The 17,040-nt window shown below is 42.5% G+C and carries 15 protein-coding genes; 13 read left to right on the top strand and 2 right to left on the bottom strand.

What is annotated here, in order from left to right:
• Positions 1-291: 291 nt before the first annotated feature.
• The 6 genes from DFP81_RS01040 (at position 292) to DFP81_RS01015 (ending at position 6,018) form a co-directional block, all read left to right on the top strand.
• A complete protein-coding gene (locus DFP81_RS01040) occupies positions 292-762 on the top strand; it encodes a hypothetical protein (protein ID WP_115895903.1) in 471 nt (156 codons plus the stop codon).
• Positions 763-806: 44 nt separating this feature from the next.
• Positions 807-1,286, top strand: coding sequence for a hypothetical protein (locus tag DFP81_RS01035; protein ID WP_115895902.1), 480 nt, complete (start codon positions 807-809; stop codon positions 1,284-1,286).
• Positions 1,287-1,341: 55 nt separating this feature from the next.
• Complete coding sequence (locus DFP81_RS01030) at positions 1,342-2,040, top strand: fimbria/pilus periplasmic chaperone (RefSeq protein ID WP_115895901.1); 699 nt, start codon at positions 1,342-1,344, stop codon at positions 2,038-2,040.
• A gap of 17 nt (positions 2,041-2,057) precedes the next feature.
• Positions 2,058-2,768: a hypothetical protein gene (locus DFP81_RS01025; protein WP_245959047.1), complete on the top strand. Its 711-nt coding sequence runs from the start codon at positions 2,058-2,060 to the stop codon at positions 2,766-2,768.
• Positions 2,769-2,870: 102 nt separating this feature from the next.
• The gene (locus DFP81_RS01020) at positions 2,871-5,177 is read left to right on the top strand and encodes a fimbria/pilus outer membrane usher protein (protein ID WP_245959046.1); all 2,307 of its coding nucleotides are present in this window, start codon (positions 2,871-2,873) and stop codon (positions 5,175-5,177) included.
• Positions 5,167-6,018: a hypothetical protein gene (locus tag DFP81_RS01015; protein ID WP_115895898.1), complete on the top strand. Its 852-nt coding sequence runs from the start codon at positions 5,167-5,169 to the stop codon at positions 6,016-6,018. The genes DFP81_RS01020 and DFP81_RS01015 overlap by 11 nt, the downstream gene beginning before the upstream one ends.
• 11 nt (positions 6,019-6,029) lie before the next feature.
• Here the strand turns inward: DFP81_RS01015 and DFP81_RS01010 are convergent, their stop codons facing one another.
• Positions 6,030-6,620: a LuxR C-terminal-related transcriptional regulator gene (locus DFP81_RS01010; RefSeq protein ID WP_115895897.1), complete on the bottom strand. Its 591-nt coding sequence runs from the start codon at positions 6,618-6,620 to the stop codon at positions 6,030-6,032.
• 359 nt (positions 6,621-6,979) lie between these two features.
• Positions 6,980-7,531, bottom strand: a complete 552-nt coding sequence (locus DFP81_RS01005) for a carboxymuconolactone decarboxylase family protein (RefSeq protein WP_115895896.1) — start codon at positions 7,529-7,531, stop codon at positions 6,980-6,982.
• A gap of 143 nt (positions 7,532-7,674) precedes the next feature.
• Between DFP81_RS01005 and DFP81_RS01000 the strand changes: the two genes are divergently transcribed.
• From DFP81_RS01000 to DFP81_RS00970, 7 genes are all read left to right on the top strand, one after another.
• Positions 7,675-8,259: a TetR/AcrR family transcriptional regulator gene (locus DFP81_RS01000; RefSeq protein ID WP_115895895.1), complete on the top strand. Its 585-nt coding sequence runs from the start codon at positions 7,675-7,677 to the stop codon at positions 8,257-8,259.
• Positions 8,260-8,563: 304 nt separating this feature from the next.
• On the top strand, positions 8,564-10,141 hold the full coding sequence (locus DFP81_RS00995) for a cytochrome ubiquinol oxidase subunit I (RefSeq protein ID WP_115896256.1): 1,578 nt from the start codon (positions 8,564-8,566) through the stop codon (positions 10,139-10,141).
• Between the two features lies 1 nt (position 10,142).
• Positions 10,143-11,279: a cytochrome d ubiquinol oxidase subunit II gene (cydB, locus tag DFP81_RS00990; protein WP_115895894.1), complete on the top strand. Its 1,137-nt coding sequence runs from the start codon at positions 10,143-10,145 to the stop codon at positions 11,277-11,279.
• A 55-nt stretch (positions 11,280-11,334) separates the two neighbouring features.
• Positions 11,335-11,445, top strand: coding sequence for a cytochrome bd-I oxidase subunit CydX (cydX, locus tag DFP81_RS00985; protein WP_115895893.1), 111 nt, complete (start codon positions 11,335-11,337; stop codon positions 11,443-11,445).
• Between the two features lie 5 nt (positions 11,446-11,450).
• Complete coding sequence (cydD, locus tag DFP81_RS00980) at positions 11,451-13,208, top strand: thiol reductant ABC exporter subunit CydD (protein WP_115895892.1); 1,758 nt, start codon at positions 11,451-11,453, stop codon at positions 13,206-13,208.
• Entirely contained in the window at positions 13,180-14,844 is a 1,665-nt protein-coding gene (locus DFP81_RS00975) for an amino acid ABC transporter ATP-binding/permease protein (RefSeq protein WP_115895891.1), read from the top strand. Before cydD ends, DFP81_RS00975 begins: the two co-directional genes overlap by 29 nt.
• Before the next feature lie 206 nt (positions 14,845-15,050).
• On the top strand, positions 15,051-16,019 hold the full coding sequence (locus DFP81_RS00970; protein ID WP_115895890.1) for a transposase: 969 nt from the start codon (positions 15,051-15,053) through the stop codon (positions 16,017-16,019).
• The last annotated feature ends 1,021 nt before the right edge of the window (positions 16,020-17,040 follow it).

Below are 17,040 nucleotides of genomic sequence, written 5' to 3'. Positions count from 1 at the left end.
TCAAGCATTTCGTTTGTTCTATGTGTTTTTTTGTTACTAAGTGTTTACTTTCTATTCTTCTTTGTTTCTTTGTATAACTCATTGTTGTTCTTTGGTTTTTATTGTGTGTTTAGAGTTTTTGTGTATCGCATTATTTATTTTCTGGTAAAAATGTTTAGCGTAAAAAGACACTTCGTTTAGCTTAAAAATAATTGTTAGATATATCAGTAAGCAAATAGAAACAAACTAAACATATTTTTATTATCTAGGATCAAATGGTGTTAGCGAGGCTGACAAAAGGAAGTTAAAGAAATGAGAAAAGGTATTGCAATTATATTATTTTTCTTCGGCATCAATGCTTATAGTAGTGATGAAGTAAGTTTGACATTAGTTGGATATATTCCAGAAAAATGCAGCTTTACCGCAGAAAGTAATGACCTGACTCTTTCTAATAATGGCTTGGCTAATACGGATCTGGTGATAGATTGTAATTCACCTATGCGAGTATCGATGCAATCTGTAAACGGTGGCTTACGTCATCAGCAAAGTACTCAGATAAATGATTATCGCGTGGCATTGACGATAGCAGATGCAAATTACAGCATGTCTGTATTAGCGCACCAGCTTAAGAGTATAAAAATGTTTAACGTAAATGATATTTTATTTAAAAGTATAGCAAAATTACAAGTTAAATTAGTAGATCCTTTGATTTATGCGGGGAATTACCAGGACGTTATTCGCATAGAAATGACCCCATCAGCAATATCCGGTGGAGTATGGTAAAGCATTAATTTTTAGATATTAAATATTATATAAGGAATATCAAAATGAAAAAGTTAATAGTATTATCAGCAATCGCAGCCCTTACTTCTGGTGTCGCATTCGCAAGTGATGTAGCAGTGGGTGGCCATGTACCATCTGTTTGTAAAGTCATACCAGGTAGTGAGTCCAGTGTTACTTTTCCAGAGTTAATTGACGGTGAACAAAGCACTTTTGGCTTTAAAATCAAATGTAATGATTATGATGGAGCGACTGTGACATTAACGTCTTCAGAAGGTCATATGCAAACCGTTGATGGCTTGGATGCAACAGGTGTTGGCTATACTGCGGAGTTAGCTGCATTACCATATAACTTCACCCTAAGTGCAACTACTGGTGTTGATGATTTGAGTATGTCTCAAAGCGAGGATGGTTCTACAGACTTGGCTAATGGCATCCCTGGAACGGTTACACTTACTGTGGTAGGTAATCCAACTTTCTCAGGTTTCTATACTGATCAATTAAGCTTAACAATTGCAGCTAACTAATATTTAAATGAAAAAAGGCAGTGCTATCACTGCCTTTTTTATTAGGAAGAATATTATGAAATATATTATCAGTTTTCTTTTTTTCGTTATTTCTTATTCAGTATTTGCATTTGAAGTTAGGCCGATGGTCTCGGAGATAAAGCCATCTGGCAGTCAATCGCAACAAACTATGCGGGTTTACAATAGTACTAAAGACCCATTGACTATTGAGATAGAAGCGTACGATTTATCCATTGATAGTGATGGTCAGGAAAAGCTAGCGATAAACGACGAAGATTTTTTAATTATCCCTATAACCAGTATTGTTCAGCCTGGAAAGAGTCAGTCTATTATTGTTCGTTATATTGGTGATCCTGTACTGTCCTCCTCTAAAGCTTACCGAATTGCGATTAATCAAATACCCTTGACGTTAGATCCCTCTTCAAGTTCTGGGGTAACTATGGCTATGAATTTTCACACACTATTAAATGTGGTTCCTGAAAATGCAGAGGCAAATGTATCTATTAAAGGAAAAAAGCAAGTTTCTAAAGGGGTTTGGAGTGTCGATTTAGAGAATACAGGGAATAAATTTATTCGTCTGACTCAATCAAAATGGAAGATACATAATAAAGATGAAGAGTTTGTCCTAGAAGGCAAGGAACTGAGCCAGTCTTTAAGTGGGAAAATTGTGCTACCTAATTCAAAAAGCACTGTTCTTGTTAGAGTACCACCTCAATTTAATGCCTCTGATAGTGATTTGGAAGTGACTTTATAATGTTGTGGCGAATCGTAATGGCATTATTCCTGTATAGCCTGGTGACAGCACCAGTCTATGCAGTAGAAGTAACGCCCATGGTCATTACTTTTTCGCCTTATGATTCGGTAAGAACCCCATTTAGCCTGGTCTACAACCAGCTACCCAGAGATATTGCTTTTGATATTCAAATTTATGAAGTGGACTTTGATCCAACGGGTCTCACCGAGCCTAAATTGATCCCTGTGGATGATGCTCCGTTATGGGTTTTTCCACCGTCTTTGTATTTAAAAGCAGGAAAAAGCCAACGAATACAATTCAGATGGGTTGGTAAGAATGTCCCCTCTGTCGATAAAACCTATCAGGTAAGTTTGATTGAGCAACCCATCGCTAGTTTGCCAATAGAAAAACAATCTAAATTAACCATTCTTTTGGATGTAAACCTTATTGTTCATATTGATCAAGCGGTACTAAGGCCTGATCTTAGTGTCGAGGAAACCTATATTAAAGGCCGCTCTATCTTTGCCAAGGTCATCAATAAAGGGGCTGGGGCGAGTCGATTAAGCGATTACGATATTGATATTGTTGAAGATGGCGTCGAGGTAAAGCACATTGCTAAACAGGAGTTGAAGTCACAAGGCTACGATGTATTTTTCCCTCCTAACAGTGCCATGTTAGTCAAAATACCTATTTCAGAGTTAATAAAGAAAAACAAAAAAAATAATTTAACCCTAGAGCTGATGGAATAGTTATGCGTATTTTATTGTGTTTTTTACTTTTTTTTTTCAACCTTGAGTGACGCAAAAATCAACCCAACTAATCGAACTATTGATTTGAGAGTGGAGGCTGAGTTGAATAAAACCTCGATAGGTCAGCTGACATTAAGCGTAACACCAGAAGACGCGTTATTGCTCAAATGGAGTGAGTTAGAACCCAGTCTTGTGAAAATGTTGTACCCAAGCGCATTAACTGCGCTTAAAAGCGAGTTAGATGGGGAACTAATTTCGCAACAATCATTGGAGTCTCAGGGTTTTTCCGTAACGTTCGATTTAAGCGACTTTAGTTTAAAAATGTCTGCACCAATAGAGCTAATTCGTCCTCAAACCTTAAGTGCCAGAACGAATAGCGCAAGACCTAAAAGTGATCAACCTGCAGACATCAGTGGTTATTTAAACTTGTATTCGAGTTATTTATACCAGCGTGATGAGGTGGAAGAAACCATCAGTGAACAATTGGATATTCGCTCTGAAATGGTGATGAACTGGCAAGGTTGGGTAATAGAAAACGAGAATGAATACAGCTCAGTCAGTGCCACTGGTGAGTCTAGTATTACGCGAACTGGATCACGCTTAGTCCATGATTTACCCCTAGATGGCGCCCGCATAGAGATTGGTGATAATTACAGTTTTGGCAGTTATTTTCAGTCTTCAACTCGCATGCTAGGGGTGTCGATTACCCATGATTATTCATTGGTATCAGATCGTATTATTCAGCCCAGTGCATCCAGAAGTTTTACCTTAACCAGCCCATCGTCAGTTGAAGTGCTGGTGGACGATCAAGTTATCAGACGATTGAATTTAGCTTCGGGCGTTTATTCCTTAAATGATATCCCGCTTAGTGAAGGCAGTAACGATATCACTTTGCGCATTACCGACAATGTGGGTGTGGTGACGTATGTGAATTTTGATGTCACAACGGGGTTGGATTTATTTGCTAAAGGGGAGTTGGAATATGAACTTCATGTAGGCGTGCCCGCCGAGCTGCAAGATCAATTAGAGTATCAATATGCTGAACCCTTTATCAGTGGTTATTTAGACTATGGTATGACAACGGATTGGACAGTAGGCGCCAATGCCCAAGCGGATGAATTTGTGCAGCAGGTGGGGCTTAAAAATATTTACGCTTCGCCCATTGGGCAAATTGCCTTTGAAAATGCCTTTAGTAGTAGTGATGAAAATGGCCAAGCCTATCGAGTGGTATACAGCACTTTTACCGATAATAGCCCGGCCCACAAAGACTTTAGTTTGGGCTATGAGCACGCCACACGATATTTTAGGCGATTAGGCTATCGACCTGATACAAGTGACACAAATGTGAACAGTGAACACCAGATTTTAGCCAACTACAGTTTTTTTGTTACGCCCACTTTTCAGACTTCTTTATCCGCCAACTTATCTAGAAATTATGACCAAGAAGAGCTCAATAAATCGTTTGCAGTACTCTTCTCTCAGGACTTGGCAAAGGGGCAGTTTCGTTACAGCGTAGGGGGTCAGTGGGAAGAAAACCAAGGAGAAAATGATTGGAGTGTTAGCTTGTCTTTGAGCTATAAACTGTCGAGTCAGAGAAAAGTGAAATTATCCCACCAGTCTTCTCGAGATAGCACGCGTCTGGAATTTAACCAAGAGAATGACCAGAGGTATGTGGGTGCTCTAAATGTACGAGCCGGTATTGAAAAGAACGATGAAAACGAAGCTGCATTGGACTTATCGACGCTTTATAACGGCAACCGTTTTACCGCGAGCTTTGACCAAGCCAGTTATTATGACCAGCTTAATGCCCAATCCGCGCAGCATCAAAGTCGCTTAAGCCTTTCCTCCAGTGTGGCATTTGCCGGTGGTCATTGGGCGGTCGGTAAAACTATCGATGACAGCTTTGCGGTGGTGGATGCGCACCCAACATTAGGGGATAAAACCATCGTATTAGGCAGTTATGACGATGAGTATCGGGCGAGTAACAAGGACTTTGACAGTATTTTAATCAACGACTTAAGCTCATACAGTTATTCATCCGTTACTGTGGATGTGAATGATTTAGCACCAGGCTACGACATCGGCTCAGGTGTCTTATCTTTTTATCCATCCTATCGTAGTGGTTATGGCATGGTGGTGGGAACCGAAGCCAATATCTCTGTTATCGCCACTTTATTAGATGAGAATAAAGAGCCATTGGCATTACAAGTAGGTACTGCGGTTTGTACTACGGACAGCAAGAAAAAAGAGAACATATTCTTTACTAACAGATCTGGACGCTTTGCCATTACAGGTTTAAAGCCTTGTCTCTACGAAGTCACTCTAAAAGACGCGAAAAGCTCCACTTTCAAAATTGATGTGAAAAAAGGTGAGCAACTGCAAAGGAAAGGAGAAATTTATGTACACTAAAAAGCTATCTCTATGGGTTGCGGGTGTTGTTTTCTTAGGTTTGTCTCAAATGACTTATGCAAACTGTAACGCAAAAATTGGCGCTATTAAGCATTTGTTCGATGATTTTGAAAATTATCATGCGCAGCAGGCTAATGATGCTAAAAAGCGTTTGCATATCAGTGTTCGTGACACACAAGACTGCCAGTTGTATATGGTGCTTACCAGTAAAAATCAGAATCGGCTAAAAGGCCAATTTCAGGAAATTCCTTATTATGTTCGAAGCGATATTCAGCAAACGATTAGTTCTTCTGTTACGCGCTTGAATTTAGTGAATTCCTCTGTCGATATTGAATTATTCATACCTGCAGGTACCCCTGTTAAAGCGGGTAGTTATTCCGATCGATTAGAATTAAAACTCTATGACAGTAATAGCACTCTATTAGATGAGCGAGAGTTTGAAATTAAAGAAAACATCTTGCCCAGAACCAGCTTGTCTGTTGTTGGATACAGTTCTAGCTCGAATGTAATTAACCTTGGCGAACTCGTGTCGGGCAGAGAATACACTATGCTGCCGACCTTTAAAGTGGTCACAAATGCCGATGTTCAGCTTAGTGTGAACTCAGAAAACAGAGGCCGATTAATCCATTCTTTATATAAAAACAAATACGCTATTGATTATTCTTTACATATAGACGGTGACAGAGTGAATCTATTAGGGGAGTCAAAAAGGAAGTTTTCTTATAAAGGCCAAACGGTATTTTTGTTAAAGCTTGGTATGCAATTAGGGGAGTTTCAAAGAAAGGCGGCGGGTGAGTATAGTGACACTATTAGATTCCATGTGGCACCACTCAATTATTAACCGGTTATATGTTAATTACCCAGTTTCGTGAGGTTTTGTTTGCACCATTGTCGTGCTTGTTGTTTGTTTTTTACATTTATCTTGTGATAGATCTTATGCAAATGCACTCGTACAGTGGCTTCGCTGATAAAGAGGTTATCAGCAATGGCACTGGATTCTAATCCAGAGTAAAGCAGGTTGAGTACTTTTACCTCTTTGCGGGTGAGATTGTTAGAGCGCAATATACTTTGCTGCTCATGTTGAAGCATTTGTCGCATCCAGCAATCAGTTACCGAGCGGGGGAACCACAGTTCGCCATTGTTAATGGCCTCAAAGCCTTTTTGAAATAAAACCTCATCAGCATCATTAAAAAAAATGCCTTTTAAATTTGGCCATTCCTTTAAAGCTAGAATGTCACCATCTTTAGGTACATCAAAAATAACCAAGCCTTGATGCTCCTGATCCTGCATGAATTGGCTAATAAACTCGTAATTTGTTATGCCATTAAGCGTCCTATAATTAATGAGTAATAAGTTATAGTGGTTAACAACATAAATCAGTGGACTATAGCTAGTCTGGCTTAAAAACTCGATGTGCTTATTGGCTGAATCTTCGATGCTCATAGGGCTTTACCTACTAAAGTAATACCCTTACATAATAGTACATTTCTCGTACGTTTTTTGACATATATTTACGTTTTTTTTTACTATTTCAGAAGGGGGGATAAAGCAATTGATTTTTCTCTCTCAGATTAAAAAGATAAATGAATAAAACAAGGCTGAAAGTCATATTTTATAAGGCATCCAGCTTGCTGGATAAGTACAAAGGCGTCGCTAAAAAGGTGAGACTAAAGCGCGCATTAAGAGCACAGAAAAAGGACAAAAAATCCTTTTTTTATGGGGGAAGAAGAGATAAAAAAACGCCCGTTAAAAGCTGAACGAGCGTGTCTTACATTTCGCTTTAGTAGCGATTTCTAGAAGGCTTATTTAGCCTGCCAAGCGAACTTTTCAAAGACGCTGTCTACTGGTGTTTCTGCCAAGTGGTTGGTGTAGTTGCTCATTACTTTTTGCGCCAAACCTAACACAATTTCTAGCATTTGACGCTGTGTGTAACCAGCGTCAAAAAAGCGTGTGACTTCTTCTTGAGTTAGGTTACCGCGACTGCGCGTCATTGCCAGTGTGGTGTCATGCAATACTTGCAGTTTTTCAGTGGGCATCGCTTGTTGATTGCGCAGTGCTTCGATCAATGCCGAGTCTACTTCCATCATATGAGCAATGCCGGTGTGAGCAGGAACACAATAATGGCAAGCGTGTTCAACGTTGATTGTTTGCCAAACAACGGTTAATTCTTCGGCATTGAATGATGACTCAGAAAAAAGCTTATGCAATACCTGATAACCTTCAAGTAACCCTGGCGCTTCTGCCATAACAGCGTGCAGACCCGGTAAAAAGCCGAATGCATTTACAGAGCCTTCAACGAGAGCTTTGCTCTCTTCTGGTGCGGTTTCTGGTGTATGAATAGTAAAGTTGCTCATTTTGTATCCTATAGATATTAGGGGGTTATGGACGCTAATGGTTCACGCGGCGTTTCAATAAAATGAATAATAAATAGATTTGAACGAGTGTTCAAGATAAAATTGAGCGATCGTTCAAAGTAGTACCAAATGGAAACAGATAAATGAGAAAAAATGCCAAGTTTGACCGTGATCAAGTGGTTGATAAAGCCACAAATCTTTACTGGGAAAAAGGCTTTCATGCAACGTCAATGCGTAATCTTCAGGATGTTATTGATATGCGTCCCGGCAGTATTTATGCCACCTTTGGCAGTAAAGAAGGTTTGTTTAAAGAAGCGTTAATTCGTTATACCGAGCAGAGCCTTGCTTTATTACAAGCTTGCCGCCGTGATGCGGCTTCGCCCATTGAGGGGTTAAAGCGCTTTATCAAAAAAATTGTGATCGATAGCCAAACAAATGCCCCTAATGGCATGTGTATGTTGGCCAAGACAGTGGCAGAGCTAGGCGATGAAAACGCTGAGTTGTTAGCTCAAGCGAAACAATCTTTACAGCGACTTGAGGGCGAATTTGAAGTATTAATTGCCGATGCACAAGCCATCCAAGAAGTTGCCGACACTAAATCAGCGCACGAATTAGCACGTCATATACAAATTCAAATTTCTGGCCTGCGAGTGTATGCCAAAACCCATGGACCCGAAGCCCCTCTGGATAGCCTCATTGATGACCTTTTTTTACATTACCCATTTTGAGCCGAAAAGGTTTCTGGGTTAGCTAATTACTCATCAACAAACTTATATAGAACAACGAACTAAAATCATTAGTGCGTTTATTTGATTTACATCTATAAAAGTATCACTGGGCTTAGATAATCTGCCTCTCTGTCGTTATCTTGATCTAACGCAATGTTTCTGCCGAAAAGCTCACTCATAATTCAGACTTATAGTTAGCTCCAAGAACTGGAGCAGCGGCGGACGTAAAACAACAAGAGCATCCCTTTTAATATAAATGCCTGTGAGCGTCTTTTCTCAATCAAGTAAATGGGTTGAAGTCATTATGATCAATGAAACGGTAGTGGATTTATCGAGGTTTCAGTTTGCTCTAACTGCTCTGTACCACTTTTTGTTTATTCCTTTAACACTCGGGTTATCTTTTATTCTTGCCATCATGGAGTCGGTTTACGTCATCACCGGCAAGCAGATCTACAAAGATATGGTGAAATTTTGGGGCAAGTTATTTGGTATTAACTTTGCCTTAGGTGTATCCACTGGTTTAACGATGGAATTCCAGTTTGGCACTAACTGGTCTTACTTCTCGCATTATGTCGGTGACATTTTTGGTGCTCCGCTGGCGATAGAAGGGTTAATGGCCTTTTTCTTAGAATCCACCTTGGTCGGCTTGTTTTTCTTCGGCTGGGACCGTCTTAGTAAAGCCAAGCATTTGGCGGTCACTTGGCTAGTCGCCTTTGGCTCAAATATGTCTGCTTTGTGGATCTTGATTGCCAATGGTTGGATGCAAAACCCAGTCGGATCTGAGTTTAATTACGAGACCATGCGTATGGAGCTCGTAGATTTTGGTGCCTTGTTATTTAACCCAGTGGCACAAGTGAAATTTGTTCACACTGTGTCAGCAGGTTACTGTACGGGCGCGATGTTTGTCCTAGCTATTTCGAGTTACTACTTGCTGAAAGGGCGTGATTTAGCATTTGCTCGCCGTTCTTTTGCGATTGCCTCTGCATTTGGTTTAGCGGCCACATTGAGTGTGATCTTGCTGGGCGATGAATCTGGCTACGAAATTGGCGATGTACAAAAAGTGAAAATGGCCGCCATCGAGGCGGAATGGGATACACAACAAGCGCCTGCCGATTTCACCCTGATTGGCTTTCCAAACCAAGACATAGAAGAAACCGAATACGCGATCAAAATTCCTGGTGCACTTGGTCTGATAGCAACGCGCTCTCTTGACAAAGAAGTGACAGGTATCGATCAACTTAAAGTTCAAAACCGCCAGCGTATTATTAACGGCATCTATGCAAATCAGTTACTACAGCAAATGCGCGACGGCTCAACAGACCCACAAGTTAAAGCCAACTTTGAAAAAGTGAAAGGCGATTTGGGGTATGGTTTGTTGGTTAAAACCTTCACCGATGATATGAACAATGTGACCTCATCACAAATTGATCAAGCGGTTGAATACAGTATTCCACATGTTGCTCCCATCTTCTTTTCTTTCCGGATTATGGTGGGGTTAGGCTTCTTTATGTTGCTCATCTTTGCTGCCGCTTTCTACCAAAATGCACGTCGTCGAATTGGTCAAAGTCGTTGGTTCCTAAAGGTTATTCTGTTTAGTTTGCCAGTGCCTTGGATTGCCTGTGAAGCTGGCTGGATGGTGGCTGAATATGGTCGTCAACCGTGGGCGATAGGTGAAATATTACCGGTTAACCTAGCGGCTTCTGGTTTAACAGAAGGGGAGTTGTGGACCACTATTATCGGCATTACTCTGCTTTACACCGCGTTCTTAATTGCTGAAATGTATCTTATGATTCGTTTCTCCAAACAGGGGCCTTCTAGCTTGCACACCGGTCGTTACGCGCTTGAAAACGAAACGGATCAGATAAAATCTCAGGAGATTTAACATGGATTATGATCTATTAAAATTAATCTGGTGGGTGTTGATCGGTGTGTTGCTGATCGGCTTTGCCATCACTGATGGCTTTGATATGGGCGTCGGGAGTTTGGTTAATATCATCACCCGTGATGATAATGAGCGTCGTGTCATGATCAACTCAATGGCCCCCCATTGGGACGGTAACCAAGTGTGGTTTATTACGGCTGGGGGCGCTTTATTTGCCGCTTGGCCTGTGGTTTATGCAGCGTCGTTTTCCGGCTTCTATATGGCCATGATCCTAACGCTGGCCGCTATGTGGTTTCGCCCAATTGGCTTTGATTACCGCTCAAAAATAAACACACCGCGCTGGAAGAAAAATTGGGATTTATGCATCGGCTTTGGCTCGATAGTGCCACCGATCATTTTCGGTGTGGCTTTTGGTAACTTGTTACAAGGAGTGCCTTTTCAGTTTGATGAGTTCTTGCGCGTAGATTACACCGGCTCTTTCTTCGCACTACTTAATCCGTTTGCGATTGTGTGTGGCTTGGTGAGCTTGATGATGATCATCACACAAGGCGGCGCTTGGCTGCAGCTGAAAACAGAGGCGGACTTATTACGTCGAGTACGCAAAGCGACGACCATCACTGCTTTATTAGGCGCGGTATTATTCATCCTTGCAGGTGTTTGGTTGGCTTATGGTATTCAAGGTTATGTGATTACCAGCCCGCTAGACGGTAGCCAAGTGCTGACCCCATTGATGAAAGAAGTGGCCATTGAGCCCGGTGCTTGGTTAGCAAACTACAGCAAGGCGCCACTACTGATCTTGGCACCGGTCATTGGCGTGCTGGGTTTATTGGCCGCCGCATTAGCCAGTCAAATGAACAAAGGCGCGTTGGCTTTCTTAAGTTCTTCTTTGGGCATCGCTGGCATCATTATCACCGCGGGTGGTTCTATGTTCCCGTTCCTAATGCCGTCTTCGACTTTCCCTAGTATGAGCTTAACAATGTGGGACGCGACATCGAGTCAGCATACCTTACAAATTATGTTTATTGCGGCGTGTATTTTTGTGCCGATTGTTTTGAGTTACACCATTTGGTCGTACATAGTGATGTTTGGCCGTATTAACAAAGAGCATATCGAGAAAAACGCACATTCTCTTTATTAAGCACATTCATTAGCGTTGGGGCGTAATAGAAGCGCCCCACAAAGGAGATATTTTTATGTGGTATTTTGCTTGGAGTTTAGGCGTTTTACTGGCTTGTGCATTCGGCATTGTGAACGCTATTTGGTTAGACTTTAACGGTTACGAAGGCGAAGAGGAGCAGAAGTAAGCCTTATGTCGAAGCGAGAAAAAGTGCCAAAGCCAACCAAACAAAAAAGGCTAAAAACGCCAGAAATGGCGTTCTTAAACGAATGGGCTGACTGTCAGTCAAAACGCTATCGCCTGGTGCAATTACTCGGCATAGTGTTTACCGTCTCGCTGGTGGTTCAAGCTTGGACGTTGGCGAATGTATTTTCGGATTTGGTGATTACTGGCACTTTTTCTGTTTCATTATTATTGATGGCGTTATCGGCCCTGTTTATTCGTGCGCTGACCAGCTTTGGTCGAGAGCGACTAAGCGCGGGTGCGAGCCGCAGTATTCGTTATTCATTACGGACCAAAATCATCGACCATTTGACCCAATTAGGGCCTTCGCGGTTACGCATTGATGAAGATGCCGCCTTATCGACCCGGGTCTACGAACAAGTCGATGCACTGGACGATTACTTTAGTCGCTATAAACCACAACTCTTTATGGTGTCATTGATTCCCTGCGTTATTTTACTCGCCGTCTTACCCGTGTCCTTGATTGCGTTTGGCATTTTTATGATAACCGCACCTTTGGTGATCGTATTTATGATTTTTGTTGGCTATAAAGCGGCACAAGCCAACCGACGACAGTTTCGTGTATTAGCAATGCTGTCGAACCAATTTATGGATTTAAACCAAGGGCTTGCTGAACTTAAGCGCCTTGGTCGTAGCGCCCACGCCAAACAGCGCTTAGGCGACAGCGCCAGTGCGTATCAAAGAACCACCATGGGCGTATTGCGCTTGGCATTTTTGTCCACTGCGACGCTTGAATTATTTGCTTCGTTATCAATTGCCATGATTGCTCTCTATTTAGGTTTGGGGTTGTTAGAGCAGTTGCCTTGGGCAAAAGGCGAAGCGCCAGTGACCTTAACGCAAGCTTTCTTTTTGCTGCTACTGGCCCCAGAATTTTATTTGCCCTTGCGCCAGTTAGGCAACGACTATCATGCCAAACAAAAAGCCGAAGCAGCTGCCACCGCATTGCTAGAAATTCTTGTGACACAACAGCAACCAGCCGAAGTCAATCTGCCTGCGCAAGGAACACACTTATCATTGGTAAAAACTCAATCAAGCTCATTGTTAACGTTTCATCAGTTAAGTTGGCAAGAAGCCGGCCGTTCACGATTGGCGCCCATTACCAATCAGATACGAGAAGGTGAGCGGATCTGGTTAAGTGGCGAATCTGGAGTGGGTAAATCGAGCTTATTGCACTTATTACTTGGTTTTGAAACTGGCTATCAAGGCGAATGCTTTGTTTATGATAAAAGTCTGGACGCAGTGGATTTAACAGCCTGGCGCAGCAGGCTTGCTTGGCTGCCGCAAACCCCAGAATGGGTCAATGGTAGTATTCGTCAAAATTTAGTGTTGGGCATTCAACCACCGAGTGAGCAGGCGTTACGAGACGCCTTAGAAAAAAGCCAATGTGCTGACTTTGTAGATGCCTTACCAAACGGTATGGAAAGTAAATTAACCGAGCTCGGAGCGGGTTTGTCAGGTGGCCAGATGCAACGCTTATCGATTGCTCGGGCGCTGCTCTCCAATGCTGATGTTTGGTTGCTAGATGAGCCTTGTTCCGGCTTAGATGAAGACACAGCAAACGCAGTACTAGACACCTTAAACCGTGTTTCAAAAGGCAAAACCTTGCTGGTGGTGAGCCACGATACCCACCCCATTTCTTGGGTCGACAGACATTGGAATTTAACCCACGGAGGTTTGCATGAGCAAAGTCACCAAGCTATCGCTTAAGCGTCTATTATGGGCAAACCCTTGGGGCTTTGCTATTCCACTATTATTGGGGGTGATGGCCAGCGTTGCAGGGGTTGCCTTACTCGGTATATCGGGTTGGTTCTTATCAGCCGCGGGCCTTGCTGGCGTGCTGGGACTGGCCCATGGGTTTAACTATTTTACCCCAGGGGCGCTAGTGCGCTTAATGGCTATTTTGCGTACCGCAGGCCGTTATGGTGAACAAGTTTCTGCTCATGAACACTTATTAGGATTGCTCAAAACGTTGCGTTTATGGGTGTGGGATCAACGGGTTGAAAAAGACCCAGCAAACCTACATCAGCAAAGTCGAGGCGACTTATTACAGCGCTTAGTGAGCGACTTAGATCAAATTATTCGTTGGCCACTAGTCGTCATGTTGCCTTGGACTTACGCCTTATTAGCCTACCTTGGAGTGAGCGTTGTCGCCTATCTGATTACGCCCTCACTGCTTTTGCCTATATTGATCGCCGCCTTACTGCATTTAATCTTGGTGCCCTATTTATGCGGACGTTATGCCAGCCACAGTGTCCATGTCGGACAGATTTTAGGCACCCATCGACGAGGGCGTTTTGTCAGCTTATTCTCCGCCTTGATCACCTTGACCATTCGCGGGCATTGGCAAACTTATGCTGAACGTTTAGGGCAATTAGACAAGCGCCAGAAAAAAGCAGAAGTCACCATTCAACAAGCGATTAGCCTAGGTAGGTTGGCTTCTTATACTGTTACAATTGGCTTATTAGCGAGCTTTTTTTATCTACTAATGGACTACCAAGCAAGCACTGGAGAATTAACCTTAATTCATGGCGTACAAGCAACCTGGGTCGTGGCTCTGGTGTTATCTGTACTGGCAGTCAACGAACTAGCACTGCCTTTGTCCCAGTCATTTGTCGCACAAGGTCAGTCCCAAGTAGGGATTCGTCGCTTAAACCAATTGCATTCGGCAAAAAAGACAAAAGAGACGCCAACGCAAGCACCTCTAGCCCCCATCACACAGATAGAACTCACCGAGCTTCGAGGCTATCACCTAAGCTCAGGGCTCGGCAACGCGCCCATCACCATGAGCCTAAAAGTCAATGACATCATCTGGCTACAAGGGGGTAGTGGTTGTGGTAAATCAACATTATTAGCCGCAATAGCAGGAGATTGCTTGAGCGAAGGGCAAGCCTGGATAAACGGTGAAGTAAGCCAGCTATACGACAACAAAGCATATCAATCTCAACTGAGCTACCTGCCTCAAACGCCCTACGTCTTCCAGCAATCACTACAGGCCAACTTACGCCTAGGCGCCCTAGAAGCCACAGACCAAGAACTCTGGAAAGTACTCGATGCCGTCGCCCTCGGCAACTGGGCCCGAAGCCTCCCCCAAGGACTCAACACCTTACTAGGAGCACAAGGACGAAACTTATCCGGCGGCCAACGCAAACGCCTAGTGCTCGCACGACTACTATTAAGAAAAACGCCAATCTTATTACTAGACGAACCCTTCGACGGACTAGACAGTGAAAGCATCAAACAAATCTGCCACACACTACAAAACGACTACCAACCTCAAACACTGGTACTCATCAGCCACATCCCAAACCCACTCAGCGACCACGCCAAAACCATCCAACTCTAACCAAGACAGGCATACTTATCAGGAGGCTTATTAGGACAGGCATACTTATTTATGAGGCTTATCAAGACCATTAACTAAGACAGGCATGCTTATCAGAGGCTTATCAGGACAGGCACCTTTACTGTCAACTTAAAAAGTTTTCTTGGCGGAATATTAGATCACTGTATATAATTACAGTATATTTTTTGTTCAATGAGGATAGTCTCATGGCAACACCGAGGAATCAGCAAGTCAGTCTTGAGGATACACCTTATTATCACTGCGTATCTCGCTGTGTACGTCATGCTTTTTTATGCGGCGATGACGATATAACAGGAACAAGTTACGAGCATCGCCGTGGTTGGGTAGAAACTCGATTATTGTTTCTAGCCGGTGTCTTTTCCATTGATATCTGTGCTTATGCAGTTATGAGCAACCACCTCCATGTCGTTCTTCATATTGATTCCAAAAAAGTAGAAAAATGGACAACGCGAGAAGTGCTACAGCGTTGGCATAAGCTTCACAAAGGTACAAATCTTACACAGCAATATCTGAGAGGAGAGCCCCTATCGGACGGTACTTTGGCTTTAGTCGAAGACTCCGCTGACGCTTACCGCCAGCGCTTAACTGACATCAGCTGGTTTATGAAAGAATTAAATGAACCTATTGCGCGACGAGCTAATATTGAAGATGAATGCACCGGGCATTTTTGGGAAGGGCGCTTTAAGTCTCAAGCCTTACTAGACGAAGCTGCACTCATTGCCTGTATGGCGTATGTGGATCTAAACCCTGTCCGAGCTAAAGTGAGTGAAACGCCAGAAACCTCAGATTTTACCAGTATAAAAAAGCGCGTTACGTCTGTTGAATTGTGCCAACCAAAGGCGCTATTTCCTTTTGTGGGGGACTCTCAGCAAGGAGCGCATTTTGGATTACCTTTCAAACTAAAGGACTACCTCGAGCTCGTTGACATGACAGGACGCATTATTAGAGCAGACAAGCGAGGCGCGATCGATGCCTCGTTATTGCCTATTTTACAGCGATTACAGATCTCATCAGACAACTGGTTGTGCATAGCGATCGAGTTTGAAAAAAGAACAAGTAGCCTTGTCGGACAAGAGCATAGCATCGAACAATATTGTCGCTTCCACCACAGGCACAGAAAACCGAATCTGCAGAGCGTAAAGCTCCTCGCATAGACTAAAAATCGACTTTTAAACGACCACGATTCAATCAACCCATAAGTTGAGATAGCTTATTGGGTGAACATCGCTAAAATGCGCCATAGCCTAAAAAAATCACCCTGATTTTAGTCACATCAAATCTATTTCATCCAGTTTGGCGCACTATGTCACCGATATAATCTATAGCTTAGATAACTAAGCCAGGCATAACTATCAATAAAAGTGCCTGTCTAAGTTATTTTATTAAGGTGTCTGTCTTGGTTGTTTTTTTAAGTATTACCAAGCTAAAACAATGCGCCTGAAATCAAGTCGAATCACTTGATACCCATATAATCTTAAATGAAACAAGGTCATGACTGAAAACGCATAAATAATACAAGAACGTTTTTCTGATGAATTAGTACTTTAGCCGCGTCCTTGCAGCGCTGGGTTCGTCATGAAAGAAAGACAGAGCCTCCGTCCTGGAGGCTGAAGCAAATCCCTTGCTCTCTGTCTAGTTTCAAATCTAGACCCACTTTTTTATTCACGCAAATTTCAAAGTGTAACAATATGTTTCTTATGTTTTTAGAAGGCTATAGCAACATAAAGATTACTAGGACAGGCACGTTAAAAGCCTATTTGATAATAAGATCAACTGATTTTTTCTGACTTAAACGTGATTTTAGTTTTTCAAGTTTAATATAGCGATGCTCAAACCAATAGCGGTATAGAATAAGTTTTTGTGAGATTATTCTCTATGTGAGTATTTATTTTGAATATATAGCTAAATTATAACCAATGAAATTGAGAGGCCGATAGCAAGGATACACAATTAAAAAACGACAAGATTCCATGAAACGGAAGATATGAGACAGAACGGATAAGGGTATGAAAAGCGAAAGAAAGATACGTGATGAATTAGTACTTTAGCCGCGTCCTTGCAGCGCTGGGTTCGTCATGAAAGAAAGACAGAGCCTCCGTCCTGGAGGCTGAAGCAAATCCCTTGCTCTCTGTCTAGTTTCAAATCTAGACCCACTTTTTTATTCACGCAAATTCC

This window comes from Marinomonas pollencensis, from assembly GCF_003387375.1.
Classification (GTDB): Bacteria; Pseudomonadota; Gammaproteobacteria; order Pseudomonadales; family Marinomonadaceae; genus Marinomonas; species Marinomonas pollencensis.
Note: the sequence above shows the minus strand (reverse complement) of the source record. Positions and strands in the feature narration are given on the sequence as shown.